18 protein-coding genes are annotated in these 14,366 nt (G+C 34.7%); 3 read left to right on the top strand and 15 right to left on the bottom strand.

Features of this window, described 5'->3' with window-relative positions; all coding sequences use genetic code 11:
* Window position 1 precedes the first annotated feature (1 nt).
* The 8 genes from MHH45_RS20535 to MHH45_RS20500 all read right to left on the bottom strand — a co-directional run bounded on the left by MHH45_RS20535 (window position 2) and on the right by MHH45_RS20500 (window position 7,776).
* On the bottom strand, window positions 2-274 hold the full coding sequence (locus MHH45_RS20535; RefSeq protein ID WP_016116657.1) for a DUF3917 domain-containing protein: 273 nt from the start codon (window positions 272-274) through the stop codon (window positions 2-4).
* Window positions 275-681: 407 nt separating this feature from the next.
* Entirely contained in the window at window positions 682-1,329 is a 648-nt protein-coding gene (locus MHH45_RS20530; RefSeq protein ID WP_016116658.1) for a putative bacteriocin export ABC transporter, read from the bottom strand.
* A 2-nt stretch (window positions 1,330-1,331) separates the two neighbouring features.
* Window positions 1,332-3,362: a hypothetical protein gene (locus tag MHH45_RS20525; RefSeq protein ID WP_088093801.1), complete on the bottom strand. Its 2,031-nt coding sequence runs from the start codon at window positions 3,360-3,362 to the stop codon at window positions 1,332-1,334.
* A 75-nt stretch (window positions 3,363-3,437) separates the two neighbouring features.
* Window positions 3,438-3,749, bottom strand: coding sequence for a hypothetical protein (locus tag MHH45_RS20520; protein ID WP_016116660.1), 312 nt, complete (start codon window positions 3,747-3,749; stop codon window positions 3,438-3,440).
* A gap of 452 nt (window positions 3,750-4,201) precedes the next feature.
* The gene (ccpA, locus tag MHH45_RS20515; RefSeq protein ID WP_016116661.1) at window positions 4,202-5,200 is read right to left on the bottom strand and encodes a catabolite control protein A; all 999 of its coding nucleotides are present in this window, start codon (window positions 5,198-5,200) and stop codon (window positions 4,202-4,204) included.
* A 273-nt stretch (window positions 5,201-5,473) separates the two neighbouring features.
* A complete protein-coding gene (locus tag MHH45_RS20510; RefSeq protein WP_088093800.1) occupies window positions 5,474-6,544 on the bottom strand; it encodes a bifunctional 3-deoxy-7-phosphoheptulonate synthase/chorismate mutase in 1,071 nt (356 codons plus the stop codon).
* A gap of 355 nt (window positions 6,545-6,899) precedes the next feature.
* The gene (gene ytxJ / locus MHH45_RS20505; protein WP_016116663.1) at window positions 6,900-7,226 is read right to left on the bottom strand and encodes a bacillithiol system redox-active protein YtxJ; all 327 of its coding nucleotides are present in this window, start codon (window positions 7,224-7,226) and stop codon (window positions 6,900-6,902) included.
* Window position 7,227: 1 nt separating this feature from the next.
* Window positions 7,228-7,776 (bottom strand): DUF948 domain-containing protein, encoded by a 549-nt coding sequence (locus MHH45_RS20500; RefSeq protein WP_033671532.1) that lies wholly within the window; start codon window positions 7,774-7,776, stop codon window positions 7,228-7,230.
* Between the two features lie 142 nt (window positions 7,777-7,918).
* On the opposite strand from MHH45_RS20500, the gene MHH45_RS20495 reads away from it, so the two are divergent.
* Window positions 7,919-9,034: an aminopeptidase gene (locus MHH45_RS20495; RefSeq protein ID WP_016132118.1), complete on the top strand. Its 1,116-nt coding sequence runs from the start codon at window positions 7,919-7,921 to the stop codon at window positions 9,032-9,034.
* 69 nt (window positions 9,035-9,103) lie between these two features.
* Here the strand turns inward: MHH45_RS20495 and MHH45_RS20490 are convergent, their stop codons facing one another.
* The 6 genes from MHH45_RS20490 to MHH45_RS20465 form a co-directional block, all read right to left on the bottom strand.
* Entirely contained in the window at window positions 9,104-9,289 is a 186-nt protein-coding gene (locus tag MHH45_RS20490) for a hypothetical protein (RefSeq protein WP_016116666.1), read from the bottom strand.
* Window positions 9,290-9,302: 13 nt separating this feature from the next.
* Window positions 9,303-9,701: a PH domain-containing protein gene (locus MHH45_RS20485; RefSeq protein ID WP_016116667.1), complete on the bottom strand. Its 399-nt coding sequence runs from the start codon at window positions 9,699-9,701 to the stop codon at window positions 9,303-9,305.
* A gap of 90 nt (window positions 9,702-9,791) precedes the next feature.
* A complete protein-coding gene (locus MHH45_RS20480) occupies window positions 9,792-10,283 on the bottom strand; it encodes a GNAT family N-acetyltransferase (protein WP_016116668.1) in 492 nt (163 codons plus the stop codon).
* Window positions 10,280-10,828 (bottom strand): GNAT family N-acetyltransferase, encoded by a 549-nt coding sequence (locus MHH45_RS20475; protein WP_016116669.1) that lies wholly within the window; start codon window positions 10,826-10,828, stop codon window positions 10,280-10,282. Before MHH45_RS20475 ends, MHH45_RS20480 begins: the two co-directional genes overlap by 4 nt.
* Window positions 10,829-10,892: 64 nt before the next feature.
* A complete protein-coding gene (locus MHH45_RS20470; protein WP_016132119.1) occupies window positions 10,893-11,801 on the bottom strand; it encodes a DMT family transporter in 909 nt (302 codons plus the stop codon).
* Window positions 11,791-12,204, bottom strand: coding sequence for a MerR family transcriptional regulator (locus MHH45_RS20465; RefSeq protein WP_016116671.1), 414 nt, complete (start codon window positions 12,202-12,204; stop codon window positions 11,791-11,793). The genes MHH45_RS20470 and MHH45_RS20465 overlap by 11 nt, the downstream gene beginning before the upstream one ends.
* Before the next feature lie 123 nt (window positions 12,205-12,327).
* Between MHH45_RS20465 and MHH45_RS20460 the strand changes: the two genes are divergently transcribed.
* Window positions 12,328-12,672, top strand: coding sequence for a PadR family transcriptional regulator (locus MHH45_RS20460; RefSeq protein ID WP_016116672.1), 345 nt, complete (start codon window positions 12,328-12,330; stop codon window positions 12,670-12,672).
* A complete protein-coding gene (locus tag MHH45_RS20455) occupies window positions 12,669-12,935 on the top strand; it encodes a hypothetical protein (protein WP_139350061.1) in 267 nt (88 codons plus the stop codon). The genes MHH45_RS20460 and MHH45_RS20455 overlap by 4 nt, the downstream gene beginning before the upstream one ends.
* Here MHH45_RS20455 and murC read toward each other — a convergent pair.
* The gene (gene murC / locus MHH45_RS20450) at window positions 12,902-14,212 is read right to left on the bottom strand and encodes a UDP-N-acetylmuramate--L-alanine ligase (protein WP_016116673.1); all 1,311 of its coding nucleotides are present in this window, start codon (window positions 14,210-14,212) and stop codon (window positions 12,902-12,904) included. The genes MHH45_RS20455 and murC overlap by 34 nt on opposite strands.
* Window positions 14,213-14,366: the final 154 nt, after the last annotated feature.

Here is a 14,366-nt window from a genome sequence, read left to right as displayed (position 1 = left end):
CTTATAGCGTTTCCGAATTCATATGAATGAACAAAATAATACCGGCAACCACTAATATCATAATAGAACCTGCAAATAATGTAATTGCAACAAATACGAAGCTTGTGCTCAAATTCACTGAAATACTTTCAATAAAAATAGAAGTTACATACGTGATAAGGGCAATTCCTGCAAGAATACTTCCTGGAACAAAGCGCTTTAGACCATTTTGTTTTAACGTCATATATGCAAAAACAGTAGTCATACAAAGCGTAATCATCCAAAGAACGATCATCTTTTCTTCCCCCCTCACAAACCTTTTCTTTCTATTATACATGACATTTCGTAATTGTAGGAAATTTTACTGGTGAATGACCCCCTATGTCCTGCACGTGCTTGAGGAAGGGGATGAATGTTGGAGTACTGTTAAAAAGAGTATGCTAGAGGGAAGGAGATATAGAGAATTATCATACTTTACAAATTGATGATTTGTTAACAGGATTCAAAATAACTGCACAAATGTGTATAGATAATAATTTACGTAATACAGATGAACTATGGACGTTTATTGAAAATAATTAAGATCATAATCCATGTTATTCTTTTTTATTCGTACAGCTAAGAAGAATCAGTTGCTTTGAGTAATAGAAAAGTGCAGAGTTATGAAAATTCCTTCTCATAACTCTGCACTCTCCTCTATCTTTAAGACAATTCATGTAAACGAATGACACGCGAAAAATAAGGCAATATATCTTGATTATGTGTAACAACTACTATTGTTTTTCCTTTTTCATTCAATTGTTTCAAATACTCTAGTATTACTTTTTCATTTTCAGCATCTAAGCTAGCGGTAGGTTCATCTGCTAGTATTAAATCACTTTCTTGTAGAATTAGTCTTATGATTGCAATTCGTTGCTGCTCCCCACCACTTAATTGATAGACCATTTTTTCTTTCAAGTGAGATAGTCCAAACTCATTAAGAAGGGTATCAATTTTTTCGAGTTTCTCTTTTTTACTTAACTTCTTATATTCTAGGGCCAAATTTAAGTTCCATTTTACCGTTTCATCATCAACTAGCCCATAATTTTGAAATAAATAACCTATCTTTTCCCTTCTGAACATCATCGCTTCTTTCGAATGAATCGACGGATTTTTTGTATCAAATAACAATAAATCTCCTTTATCTTTTTTCGTAATTAAGCCAATAATATTTAAGAGAGTCGTTTTTCCTTTTCCACTTTTACCAGTAATTGCGATCATTTCACCTTGTTCTACAGTTAAATGAATATTTGAAAGTACTTCTTCCTTTTCATATGTTTTCGTAACGTTCACGAGTTTTATAATCTCCATCTTTATCCACCTTTAACGATTTTGTGCGTATCGTTTTTAATAATCTTCTTATAAAAATACAATAAAATAATAAAATCAACTACAAGTATCACAAGATAGAACGGAATGTTAAACTCTATAAATACATTCATAAGAGTCATCCCTAACAACATCACATATACAATCAAATGTAATTTAAATGTTTTCATTACACTGTATCCATAAATATATTGGATTGCGTACCTTTTACTATTCGAGACAATATCTACATAATTTGAAATACAAATTACAAAAATTAATGTAAATAAGAATAGTAGTGTGAAGACGAAAGAATTGTACATAATAAATTCTACAAAATGCACTTTATCCATATAAGGTGTTAACAGTGTACCAACGTTCACAAGTTTATTTAAATGATGCTTCGCAAGTATTTGGCTAAATTCATCCCTTTGGTTTAAATGAAAATAAACGTTACCTGAACTTAACTGATCATAATAATACAAGCTGCCAAAATTCCCTTGATCAATCATGATAATTGTGTCTTTCAGTTTCATATCGGAATCATCTTCAGACATATTTTTACCTAACAATTCATATTCCTGATTATTAGCAATATAGATAACTTCTACATTATCAATGTTCTTTGATTCGGATTTAGGAAGTCCAAAATTTTCATTATAATTCAGTAACTGATTATATTGTTCAATATAAATCTTTTTAATTTTTGATTCTTGGGATTTATATTTAGCTGGCACCAAGATTGTAGGCTTTGTTACATGAAAATTTGTTATTTTTATTCCTGCTTCATTCTTAATTTTCATAAAATCATGTATATATCTTTCATTAACTACTATGTAATTATCTTTTATAGAAGTGTATAAATCTTCTTTGTTTAAACCATTCATTTCTAAATATGTCGGTTTTAATAATTCAAGAATGTAAGCATCACTCACATATAACTTTTCTTTTTCATCAAAATGATGATACATTTTCTTAACAGCCTCACCGTATTCAGCTATTAATTTAGGATTATTTCGCACTTTTTCATCCTCATTAGAGTTAAAGCCATTCGATGTAAAGTAACCCTCTAGTTTCGTATATCGCTCTAAATCTCTTGATTTAGCTTTATACTCTCTGTAATTCGTGATAAAAGAAGAAATTGAAACTGTGATAGATAATATTAAGAGGATCTTAATTGCATATAAAATATAATTTAACCTGTTCGAATATACTTTATTTTTTATCATCAAATTTATATCGATAAATCTTAAGCTAATTTGAGTAAACAATAGCATGACAACATTTATCGCAATCACTAGTACTAAAAACGCTACCAATAAATAGAAATAACGAGGTACAACGTTATCGAGGAATACATAATATAGAAAATGAATGCCTAGTGTAATAATAAGTATGATGCTTTCCATGAATATAAAGTCTTTTAATGACGCTTGTACCATTTTAAATTTCGAATAACCAAGCATCTTTTTAATCGCATTTACTTTTATTCTTGTAAATGTATAAATCAATAAAACTAATTGTGTCAGTATGAAGAGAATAACAAAGTTTAAAATATTGTATGTAACAATTTGACTATAAGCAATATCGTTATGATACGGATTAATGGTAATTCCTATTTTCTTCGATAAATCATTTAATCTATCCAATGATAAGTTCGTATAAAATACGCCATTGCTATCAACAAAATCTTCTTTTGTTAATGGATGATAATTTAAAACTGTATCAGATGAAATTGATTTCGGTTTATTTATATCCTTTTCCTGACTATGATATATGTCATAAATAAACTGATTATACTTAGATACAGGTGTTTTGATAAGTTGTAATTGGCACGTTTTATTTGATAAGCATGCCGAATTCATTTCCTCATACAATTCGTTCAACTTATTCCCGGAAACATCTTCTACAATATAACCATCAAGAGTGGTATCTCCTAAATTATTCAACTCATATATATCATAAACGGATTTATTAAATATATAAGATAGCAGAAATAGCTGCCCAATTAGAAAGATAAATAATAATTTTTTCATACTATCCTCCTGCACATCATATTCAACCTAAAAATACATTTAGGAAGGGGGAAAAGGACAAAAATTTTTTAGATATTATCTTTGGTAGTAGTCGTAATGCGAAGTTTCATCACAATACCATTTTCTGTCCGCATCTTTATAAGCTTGATCTGCTTTCCATCCAGATGAATATGTGTTGCCACAAACCTTTACAGCTGCCCATACCATATATTTTTTATTATTAGTAGGCTTCGCATCTCTAATATCAGAGTATACTTTTGAATCCGTTTGTCCGCCTTTATAAATCAATTCCCCATTTGCTACTGATGCTGCCGAAACAATTCCTACCGGGATTGCAAACGTAATAATTGTTAAGAATGCAATGATAACTCGATTCATTTTTTTCATAGTATCCACCCCTATATTTATTGTCCTTTTTCCCCGAACTCAATATAACACAATTTTTAAATTTGTGATTATTTTCCAAAAACGGAAATTATAACTTTTCTCAACAAAACAAATCTTGACAAAACATGTGTAAACGAAAATATTCTAATGAAAACCTTACAAAAAAAGCTATTATAGTTTTTAAAATTTTATTTATTAATACATTGTTTTTTTGAGAGGAGCGTTTCAATATGAGATCAATTTTACTAATGATTGTACCCGCATACTTTTTATTTGTGACTCCGAGCCAATAATTACCTTAAAAGAAAAACAGAAAAAAATGAATATTTCTCAACCTGATCTGTCATATTTTCCGTTTCAACAAATTTAAAGACGGTAAATGAAAGAAATTACATCTTATATCATTAGAACAAAATAAAAACTCACAGGGTTCCCTGTGAGTTTTCCTATTCTTACTTCGTTGAATTTCTAAATTGAATACGGTGAGGTAAGATAACTGTATGATCTTCTACGTTTTCTTTGTTCATGTATTTTGTAAGTAGACGCATTGCTACTGCACCGATGTCATACATTGGTTGTACAACTGTTGAAAGCTGCGGGCGTACCATTAATGCAAGGCGTGTGTTGTCAAAACCAAGTACTTCTACGTTTTCTGGTACATTTAATCCTGCATCTTGTGCTGCATGAATTACACCTAGTGCCATTTCATCTGAAGATACAAAGATTGCTGTTGGTTTTTGATCAAGTTCCCAAAGCTTTTCAAATGCTTCTAGACCTGAGTCGTATGTGTAATCTCCGTCGATTACAAGATTTTCATCATAAGCGATACCAGCTTCTTCTAAAGCTTTTTTATAACCTTGTAATTTCTTTGCGCTTCCCGCTTTATCAATGTAAGGGCCTGATACAAAACCAATACGTTTATGACCCTGTTCTAAGAAATGCTTCATTGCATCATAAGCTGCTTGTATATAATCTATATTTACTGATGATGTTTCATTGTTCTCATCAAATGATGCTGCTAAAACGATTGGTACTGGAGACTTTTTAAACTCTTCTACATGAGTATCTGTAATATCTTCACCCATGAATACAATACCGTCCACTTGTTTACCAAGCATTGTATTTAATAAATGGAACTCTTTTTCTTTATTTTGGTCAGAGTTACTCAAAATGATGTTATATTTGTACATTGTTGCGATATCTTCGATTCCACGTGCAAGTTCTGCATAAAATGTATTAGAGATATCTGGAATAATAACACCTACTGTTGTTGTTTTCTTACTTGCTAGTCCACGTGCTACCGCATTTGGGCGATATCCTAAACGATCAATTGCTTCTAATACTTTCTTTCTTGTTGTAGGCTTTACATTTGGATTACCGTTTACAACACGTGATACGGTTGCCATCGAAACGTTCGCTTCGCGCGCTACATCATAGATTGTTACGTTCATCTCTTCGCACACTCCTTCTATATTATGTTATTTATCTTTATGTATCGGTTCACTAAAATGAAAAAAAGACATCAACTCTACTTGAAGATGTCACTCCCGAGTCCTTTTACTAATGATACGATAAAAATGCAGGCTCATACAATATTTTCCCGCAAAAGTTTCGAAAAAATTCGCTTCTTTTCTCCTATTTTCGTATTTTTTATGTGAAAAAGAACATTTTCTGCAAAAAAGCCTATACAACAAGTATCGCATAGACCCCACAAGCCATTCTGACTATCTACCGCGAAATGCCTTTAATTCTTTCATAAACTCATTGAATTCTGGAATATCCATTTGTTGTGCTGAATCGGATAACGCAACAGCCGGGTCTGGATGTACTTCAGCCATAACCGCATCAGCACCGATTGCCATCGCTGCTTTTGCAGCTGGTAATAAGAGATCACGTCGTCCTGTAGAGTGCGTTACATCCACTACGACCGGTAAATGTGTTTCTTTCTTCAAAATTGGCACAGCAGAAATATCTAACGTATTACGCGTTGCCTTTTCATACGTCCTGATGCCGCGCTCACATAAAATAATATCTCCGTTACCTTGTGCAATAATATATTCTGCCGCATACATAAATTCTTCAATCGTTGCTGATAAACCACGTTTTAACAATACTGGCTTTTTCACCGATCCAGCAGCTTTCAGCAGCTCAAAGTTTTGCATATTACGAGCACCAATTTGAATCACATCAACATAATCTAATGCCATTTCAATATCATTCGGATTTAAAATTTCACTAATGACCGCTAAATCATATTCATCCCCCACTTGTCGTAAAATCTTCAAGCCTTCTAAGCCAAGCCCTTGGAAATCATACGGCGATGTACGAGGCTTGAATGCACCGCCGCGCATTAGCTTTAACCCTTGTTCCTTCATTGCTTCCGCAACTTGGCGCACTTGCTCATAACTTTCAACCGCACATGGTCCCATAATAAAGTGAGGATTGCCATCACCAATTTTTTCACCTTTTATATCAACAATCGTATCCTCTGGCTTTTTCTTACGTGAAACAAGAAGTGCTTTACGGTGATCATCTTCTTGTAATTCTAGGCTTGTTTGAAAAATTTGTTTAAAAATATGTTGAAGAGTTGATGTTTCAAACGGTCCATCATTCTTCTCAGCAATTAAATCAAGCATATTACGCTCACGTACAGGATCAAATCGTTTCACACCTTGTACTTCTTTCAACTTACCAACCTCTTGAACAAGACGACCTCTTTCATTTAATAATTCTAAAATTTGTAGGTTCATTTGATCAATTTGAGAGCGTAAATGATCTAATTCTTGTGATGCCATAAGAAAGCCACCTCTTTCAAGTTATATATACAGATTACCTTATTATCATGGTTAAGATAATTTATTATATCCGATAGATATCAGGTTGTCACATGATATACACTGTAAATGGAATCGTTCTCTTATTTGAAATATATATTGTTTCCTTTCACTTACATAAAGCATACTCAACCTTCACTCGTTTTCTCTCTTTGTCTTCACTTGGCATGGGAGCAGAAGAGGCTCTGACCACTTCTATGCATGAGTAGATCCTCTCTTCCACCTAAAAAGAACGGTTTTCGATCAGTTTTTCAATCTGTATTTATATAGTTCATGAATCCTAAAAAAAGAAGCAAGCGTCTCCGCTTACTTCTCCCTACTTCACATTCTCTTCTAAAGTTTGCTTCTTAATATTCCAATGTGATGTATGCCATACCGCTACTCCATCTTTTATGTATAGTACTTGCGGCGACTCATGTTTAATACCAAAGTGCTCTGCAATACGATTCGAAACATCTCTTGCATCTTGTACGTATAAATAATAAGCAGGTGTTTCTTTTGCATCTTGACAATATGCCTCAAATTCTGCGTAGGCTCCTTGGCTAATTGGACATGTTGTACTATGTTTAAAAAGAATATATGGTTCCGCTGTTTCTAATAATGCTTCAAACTCTTCCATTGTTTCGATTTTTGTCATGCTCATGTTATTCACCTCTCATACGAATTGGAAGTCTAGAACGCTTCTCTTTTTTCTCTTCCTTCTCTAACTTCTTCTCAGCTTTTTCTAATTTCTTCTCTTGTCTAGTAGCACGAAAATGATTATACACTTCAATCGCTGCACTACTCCATTGTACAACTTGTGCAACTTTGTCTGCATTATTTTCAATTTCATTTGTTACAGAATCTGATACATTGCGAAGTTTCGTATTTAAAGAATGAATTGTTGTTCCAATTCCATCTACGCCTTCTACTACCTTATTTAATGACTGAGATTTCTGCTGAATATCATCAGCTAATGCATTCGTCTTATGTAATAATTGCTCTGTCTCTACGCTTATCCCCTGCATTTGCTTTTCTAAACCTTCTAGCGTGCTTGCAACATTTTCAAGCGTCTTCTGAACGGATAGTAACGTTCTACATGTGTACACCACCAATATGGCAAAAGCAATTGCAATTATGGCTGCACTTACGTATAAAAGAACTTGCATTTCATCACTTCCTTTATCTTTTTCATACTTTCTCCTATTATACAATCATTTTCCGTTTCGTTCTAATCCTTGCAATTCCACTAGAATTTTCACACTTGTTCGTCAAATGTACCATAAATCATTAAACAAATTCCAGCAAGTAGGGTACAATAAGGAAGGATACATAATTAGTAGGGGGGCTTTACATATGAAAGATGCACGTATTGAAACTTTAGCATATAATTTAATTAACTACTCAATCCGCTTACAAAAAGGCGAAAAAGTATTGATTGAAAACTTTGGCTTGCAAAAAGAACTTGTAACTGCACTTGTAAAAGAAGCCTATGCAGCTGGTGGTTTCCCATTTGTTTCATTGAAAGATCACGGGGTCGATCGCTCATTATTGATGGGCGCTACTGAAGAACACTTCGAGCAAATCGCTGCATATGAAGCAAGCGTAATGAAAGATATGGACGCTTACATCGGTCTTCGCTCTGGCGATAACATTAACGAACAAGCCGACGTTCCAAGTGAGCGCATGAAGATCCACGGTCAAACAGTTGGTAAAAAAGTTCATAGAGACATTCGTGTTCCAAAAACACGCTGGGTTGTTCTTCGCTACCCAAATGCATCTATGGCACAACTTGCAAAAATGAGCACAGAAGCATTCGAAGACTTCTACTTCGAAGTATGTAACTTAGATTATGGCAAAATGGATAAAGCAATGGATAACCTTGTTGAACTTATGAACAAAACAGATAAAGTTCGTCTTGTTGGACCTGGAACTGACTTAACATTCTCTATTAAAGACATTCCAGCTATTAAATGCTCTGGTCATTTAAACATTCCTGATGGTGAAGTATACTCTGCACCAGTTCGCGATTCTGTTAACGGTACAGTTTCTTATAACACGCCATCACCATACAATGGCTATACATTCGAAAATGTACAGTTGAAATTCAAAGATGGAAAAATTATTGAAGCAACTGCAAACGATACAGAACGCATCAATAAAATCTTTGATACAGATGAAGGCGCGCGCTACGTTGGCGAATTCGCAATCGGCGTAAATCCATACATCTTACATCCAATGGGTGATATCCTATTTGATGAAAAAATCGACGGTAGCTTCCACTTTACACCTGGACAAGCTTATGACGATGCATGGAATGGCAACAACTCTAACATCCACTGGGATTTAGTATGCATCCAACGCCCTGAATACGGCGGCGGTGAAATTTACTTCGACGACGTATTAATCCGTAAAGACGGTCGCTTCGTTGTACCTGAATTAGAAACTTTAAATCCTGAGAACTTAAAATAAAATGTGAAAGAGCTCTCCTTTTGGTGGGAGAGCTCTTTTGGTATGTCGCGTTTTATCGGACGGTCGATATTATTTCTCCACTTCCTGTCCTTTGCTTCTGATTTGACGAGAATGGTAATAAAACAAAAGTACAACTGCTAAAATGCCTACACCTATCGACAAATACAACGGCCACTCCCAACGAACATACCCTCTAACACAAACGACCAGTACCATCAATAATTCAAAACAAAATAACAGCCGAAAATGTTTCATTCCTCGTCCTCCATTATGCTTTTAAATCTATTTTCACATGTGGATTCGCTTCTTGAATGAGTGACAACAACTTTTCTTTATCTGTTGGCATAGCAATCATATGGACTTTGTATCGGTTCGTTGTAATTTCGAGTGATTTTCCAACTTGACGCACCACTCTTATATCAGATAGTGTAACGTCTTCGTTCAATATGCCATATTTCAATACACCATTTTCGACTGTATATTTCTTAATAAATACGTCCCAAACAAGCGGTACATTTACAATGAGGCAAATTGCGCCTCCTATAAGTGCCGATCCCCAGTTTCCTTTATTCATAATCAACATCCCGATTGGTAAAACAATCATAAGAATTAACATTGCACTTACAAAAATCATAATTGGTGTGCTTCTTTGGATAGGAAATTTCATACCATCACCTCTCACCTAAATTATACCATCATTTCCATTTTCCTTAACAAAAAAATAAAGATCATTCTCGATTTGAATGATCTCTATTCTTCACAAACCATACCTATAAAATTTCTTATCTACCTGCAGCACCGGAAAACTCCCTGGTAACTCTTCCACTTTCATACTCTGAAATCCATTTTTCTCATAGAAGCGATGTGCCGCCAAAAATTGTACTGTTGTTCCAAGATAAATTCCTTCTAATTCTCTTTCTTTTGCCCAAGAGATAGCCGTTTGTAGCAACTTGCTCGCGGTATTCCACACCTTCCCCCGGAATTCTTTTTTCACAAACATTTTCCTCAAGGCTACTTGCTTATTTCCAATATCCAATAAGGCTACAGTTCCAACTACTTTCCCATCATGTGTTGCTACCCAGAAACTTCCGTTGTCCCTTTGATAAAACTGCTCAATTTCCTGTAAATCTGACTGCTCTTCCTTTGTAATTGGTACGTTATATTCTTTTTGCTGAATGTGAATAATTAAATCGACTACTTCAGATTGGTACTTACTTTCATATGACTGAATGCAAATCGTATCGCTCATCGAATCTCCTTCCATTCTGAAGCTAGTAAACTATACACAGCAAGATCATGAAAATGGTCATAAAGCCACTCTTCATCACGCATAACTCCATCTAACTTAAAGCCAAGTCGCTCCGGAATCGCACGGCTTTTCTGATTCTCTACCCCACAACGGATTTCTATCTTATTCAATTTTAGTTCTTCAAACGCATATCGAAGTACCGCTTTTACACTCCTTGTCATAATTCCTTTTCCACCTGCTTCTTCTGCAAGGTAGTATCCAAGACTTGTTGCTTTCTTAGCCCAGTTCACCTCGTGAATACCGACCATTCCAACGAGCTTTCCTTTATAACGTATACCTGTTTCAAAACCGTTTCCATCCGCATATTTCTTTAGCCACATCGGAAGAATTTCGTCATATGCATCAGCAGATTTTGTCCCCTCTACCCATGGAAGCCATTTTCTTAAATGCTCCCTGCTTCGATCCACTAATTGATACAATTCTTCTTTATGATGTTTTTCTAACAATTGAAGTTTGATTTCATCATCGACTCGAAGTGTAAACATTGCTCTATCCCCCTCTAACACTTTTCTTATTATTCTAACATTTCTAATTATAAAATGTTAAGGGTTATATATTCACACTTTCTTTTTTGGATTTTATAGCAAGAAAACCGGAAGAATATAGAACACCTGTAATGACTAAAATCATCCCTAAACATTGCGAGATTGTGATAATCACTCCTTCTACAAAAGAAACAAGCATTGTAACAACGGGAACTAAATTAAAAAATAAAGATGTTTTTGCTGCTCCAATTTGTACGATTCCTTTATTCCACCAAAGATAGCCGAGCACACTCATTCCAATCGCCATAAATAAGATAGAAAGCCATGCTAATAGAGGAATTTCTGAAATAGGCACTACACTCTTTTGCGTGAGAGATACAATAAGGAAAGCAAGCGCTCCAACAGTCATTGTATATGTCGTTGTTTGTATTGGACTTCCGTTCTTAATAAACTTCCTACCTAACACACCATACAATGCCCAGCAAATATTCCCTAATAAAATATAGAAATCCCCTTTTGAAAATGCTAAATTTTGTATCACCAAAAATGATCCTTGTGTAATAACAAAAGCAACTCCAAGTAATGCGAAACCCATTCCAATTACTTGCTGTCTCACAATTTTTTCTCGCAAAATTAACCTTGCTAATATCGTCGTAACAAGCGGATTCGTTGCCATAATAAGCGAACCATTTATCGCTTCTGTATGTTTCATTCCTAAAAAGAAAAAGAAGTTAAATCCAAATACACCCACTATACCAAGCAAAATATAATAACCAATATTTTGTTTCCACACTTCCCTCTCAAGGTTTTTTCTTATCATTAAGATACTCAGCATCATAAAAGCAGCAATTCCAAAACGCCAAGCTGCGATGTGAACCGCTGAAAAATATTGTACTGCGTATTTGGAAGCATTGAACGTTCCGCCTGTAAATATCGCAAATCCTAACAACTGTACATATACTTTATTTTTCATTGTCACCCTCCACATCTTTGCCATCTAAAAAACCGTAATAAATTTCTAATTTCTCCTCTGTTAGTTCTACTACACGCTTTAATTGCTCTTGTTGCTCCTTTAAGCGATCTAAATGCGTTGTTAAAATCGCAATGCGCTTTTTCACCTTCGCAGGAACTTCCTCTTTTCTTTGTCTAATCTCTTCTATAATGCAGCCATCACTTGCAAACTCCGCCATCTCCTCTAGTGACATACCTGTTTGTTTTAACGAATATAAAAATTTTAACAAGTGTACATCAACTTCTGTATATTGGCGAATACCACTATTTCGTGTTGGCGGTGGTAATAACCCTAATTTTTCATAATAGCGAAGCGTATGAATACTCATCCCCGTTAACTCTGCTACTTCACCAATCTTATACATGTTATCTCCCCCTTGTTTTTCACATTCTTATTTTACAACCTAGAGTTAACTCTAGGTCAACACGTAAAAATAAAACAACTATATATGATTAATATATAGATTGGAATCATATATAGTTAAAGTATGGAAAAAAATGATAATTGGGTTGTTCAGTTACGTAAAGGTGTTTTTGAAATCGCAATTTTGTCTTTAATAAGTAAGAAACCTATGTATGGATATGAGATTACAAGTGCTTTACAAGAAATCCCTGTATTTCATATCCCAAATGGTTCGATTTATCCTATATTAAATCGAATTACAAAAAACGATTGGGCTCTTTCCTATTGGGAAGAATCAGGTGATGGACCGAAAAGAAAATATTATCGGATTACAGATGAAGGGAGAGAAGTTTTACATAATCGTTTAGAAGATTATGATGCAGTTTACCACGCTCTCATGTTACTAGCAAAAGGGGATGATAAGAAATGAACAAAGATGTGCTTTTTGCAGCTCAATATGTTACTTATTTCTTACATGATTTTAATCAACCTTTAATGAATTTACCTGTAGAAATAAGAGAACAGCACGTGTTAGAAATTAAATCTGACTTATACGAACATACATCATCAATATATCAGATCTTATTAAAATATAGTGACCATTCTACAACAATCGACATGAAAAAGACGTGCAGCCACCGCTGCACGTCTTCGCTTTATTACTTCTCCGCAACTTGCACTTCTTTCACGTAAGCCGCTTCGAATTTTTGAATATCGCCTGCGCCCATGAAAATAAGAACGCCGTTTTTATGTTTCTTTAATACATTCGTTGTTGTATCGGTAATCAATTCTGCACCATCAATACGCTTTTGCAGATCTTGAATTGTTAAGTCACCTTTGTTTTCACGTGCTGATCCGAAAATATCACATAGGTATACTTGGTCAGCTTTGCTTAGGCTTTCCGCAAACTCATCTAAGAATTTTTCTGTACGTGAGAATGTGTGCGGCTGGAAGACAGCGACAATTTCACGCTCTGGATGCTTTTGACGAGCAGCTTCAATCGTTGCGTTAATTTCTGTCGGATGGTGTGCATAATCATCGATGATGACCTGTTCTCCCATCGGTTTTTCATTAAAGCGACGTTTTACGCCTCCAAACGTTGTTAATTGATGTTTTACTGCTTCTACATCAACATTTTCATAGTGACAAAGCGCGATAACTGCTAATGCATTTAATATGCTGTGATTGCCGTAACCTGTAATTTTGAATGTTTCATAATACGTATTACGAACGAACACATCAAATACAGTACCATCTGTTCTCTTTTGGATGTTACGTGCTTGGAAATCATTATCTTCACCAAGTCCATAGAAAATAACAGGTACTTTCGCTTGAATTTTTTGCAGTTCTTCATCATCACCACATGCAATAATTCCTTTTTTCACTTGAAGTGCCATCTCTTGGAATGCACTAAATACATCATTAATGTCTGTAAAGTAATCTGGATGGTCAAAATCAATATTTGTCATAATTGCATAGTCTGGATAGTAAGACAAGAAATGACGACGGTACTCACATGCCTCAAACACAAAATACTTACTATTTTCTACCCCATGCCCTGTTCCATCTCCAATAAGGTAAGACGTTGGGTGTGCACCTTGCATTACATGGGCTAACAAGCCGGTTGTTGATGTTTTTCCATGTGCACCTGTTACAGCAACACTTGTATACTTACTCATAAGATTCCCTAAAAAATGATGGTAACGGTGTACTGGGATATTTAACTCTTTCGCTGCTACAATCTCTTCATGCGTATCAGGGAACGCATTTCCTGCGATAATCACTTGTCCTTCTTTTACATTACTTTTATCAAAAGGAAGGATGGAGATACCACGCTTTTCCAAAGCTACTTGTGTAAAGAAACGTTTTTCAAAATCAGAACCTTGAACAGTATGCTTCATGTCATGAAGAATTTGTGCTAATGAACTCATTCCTGTTCCTTTAATTCCTACAAAATGGTAAACTGTCATCTTAAAGAACCTCCAACATTTCGAACTAATACAACGGCCTATCTATAAGACAGTATATGAATCTTTTCTTATTTTGGTAATCATCATACATTCTCGATACAGCGGAACTTTCATTAGCTCTCACCAATCGGGATAAACACGTACGTACTTCTTA

Source organism: Bacillus sp. FSL K6-0042 (assembly GCF_038006685.1).
Lineage (GTDB): Bacteria > Bacillota > Bacilli > Bacillales > Bacillaceae_G > Bacillus_A > Bacillus_A pseudomycoides.
This window is presented reverse-complemented; position numbering and strand designations above follow the sequence as displayed.

Excerpts from the sequence above, each read along its gene's own strand:
- MHH45_RS20535 (WP_016116657.1), bottom strand. The coding sequence starts at position 274 with ATGATCGTTCTTTGGATGATTACGCTTTGTATGACTACTGTTTTTGCA.
- MHH45_RS20530 (WP_016116658.1), bottom strand. The coding sequence starts at position 1,329 with ATGGAGATTATAAAACTCGTGAACGTTACGAAAACATATGAAAAGGAA.
- MHH45_RS20525 (WP_088093801.1), bottom strand. The coding sequence starts at position 3,362 with ATGAAAAAATTATTATTTATCTTTCTAATTGGGCAGCTATTTCTGCTA.
- MHH45_RS20520 (WP_016116660.1), bottom strand. The coding sequence starts at position 3,749 with ATGAAAAAAATGAATCGAGTTATCATTGCATTCTTAACAATTATTACG.
- ccpA (WP_016116661.1), bottom strand. The coding sequence starts at position 5,200 with ATGAACGTAACAATCTATGATGTAGCGCGCGAAGCGAACGTTTCGATG.
- MHH45_RS20510 (WP_088093800.1), bottom strand. The coding sequence starts at position 6,544 with ATGGCATCACAAGAATTAGATCATTTACGCTCTCAAATTGATCAAATG.
- ytxJ (WP_016116663.1), bottom strand. The coding sequence starts at position 7,226 with ATGAGCATGACAAAAATCGAAACAATGGAAGAGTTTGAAGCATTATTA.
- MHH45_RS20495 (WP_016132118.1), top strand. The coding sequence starts at position 7,919 with ATGAAAGATGCACGTATTGAAACTTTAGCATATAATTTAATTAACTAC.
- MHH45_RS20490 (WP_016116666.1), bottom strand. The coding sequence starts at position 9,289 with ATGAAACATTTTCGGCTGTTATTTTGTTTTGAATTATTGATGGTACTG.
- MHH45_RS20485 (WP_016116667.1), bottom strand. The coding sequence starts at position 9,701 with ATGAAATTTCCTATCCAAAGAAGCACACCAATTATGATTTTTGTAAGT.
- MHH45_RS20480 (WP_016116668.1), bottom strand. The coding sequence starts at position 10,283 with ATGAGCGATACGATTTGCATTCAGTCATATGAAAGTAAGTACCAATCT.
- MHH45_RS20475 (WP_016116669.1), bottom strand. The coding sequence starts at position 10,828 with ATGTTTACACTTCGAGTCGATGATGAAATCAAACTTCAATTGTTAGAA.
- MHH45_RS20470 (WP_016132119.1), bottom strand. The coding sequence starts at position 11,801 with ATGAAAAATAAAGTATATGTACAGTTGTTAGGATTTGCGATATTTACA.
- MHH45_RS20465 (WP_016116671.1), bottom strand. The coding sequence starts at position 12,204 with ATGTATAAGATTGGTGAAGTAGCAGAGTTAACGGGGATGAGTATTCAT.
- MHH45_RS20460 (WP_016116672.1), top strand. The coding sequence starts at position 12,328 with ATGGAAAAAAATGATAATTGGGTTGTTCAGTTACGTAAAGGTGTTTTT.
- MHH45_RS20455 (WP_139350061.1), top strand. The coding sequence starts at position 12,669 with ATGAACAAAGATGTGCTTTTTGCAGCTCAATATGTTACTTATTTCTTA.
- murC (WP_016116673.1), bottom strand. The coding sequence starts at position 14,212 with ATGACAGTTTACCATTTTGTAGGAATTAAAGGAACAGGAATGAGTTCA.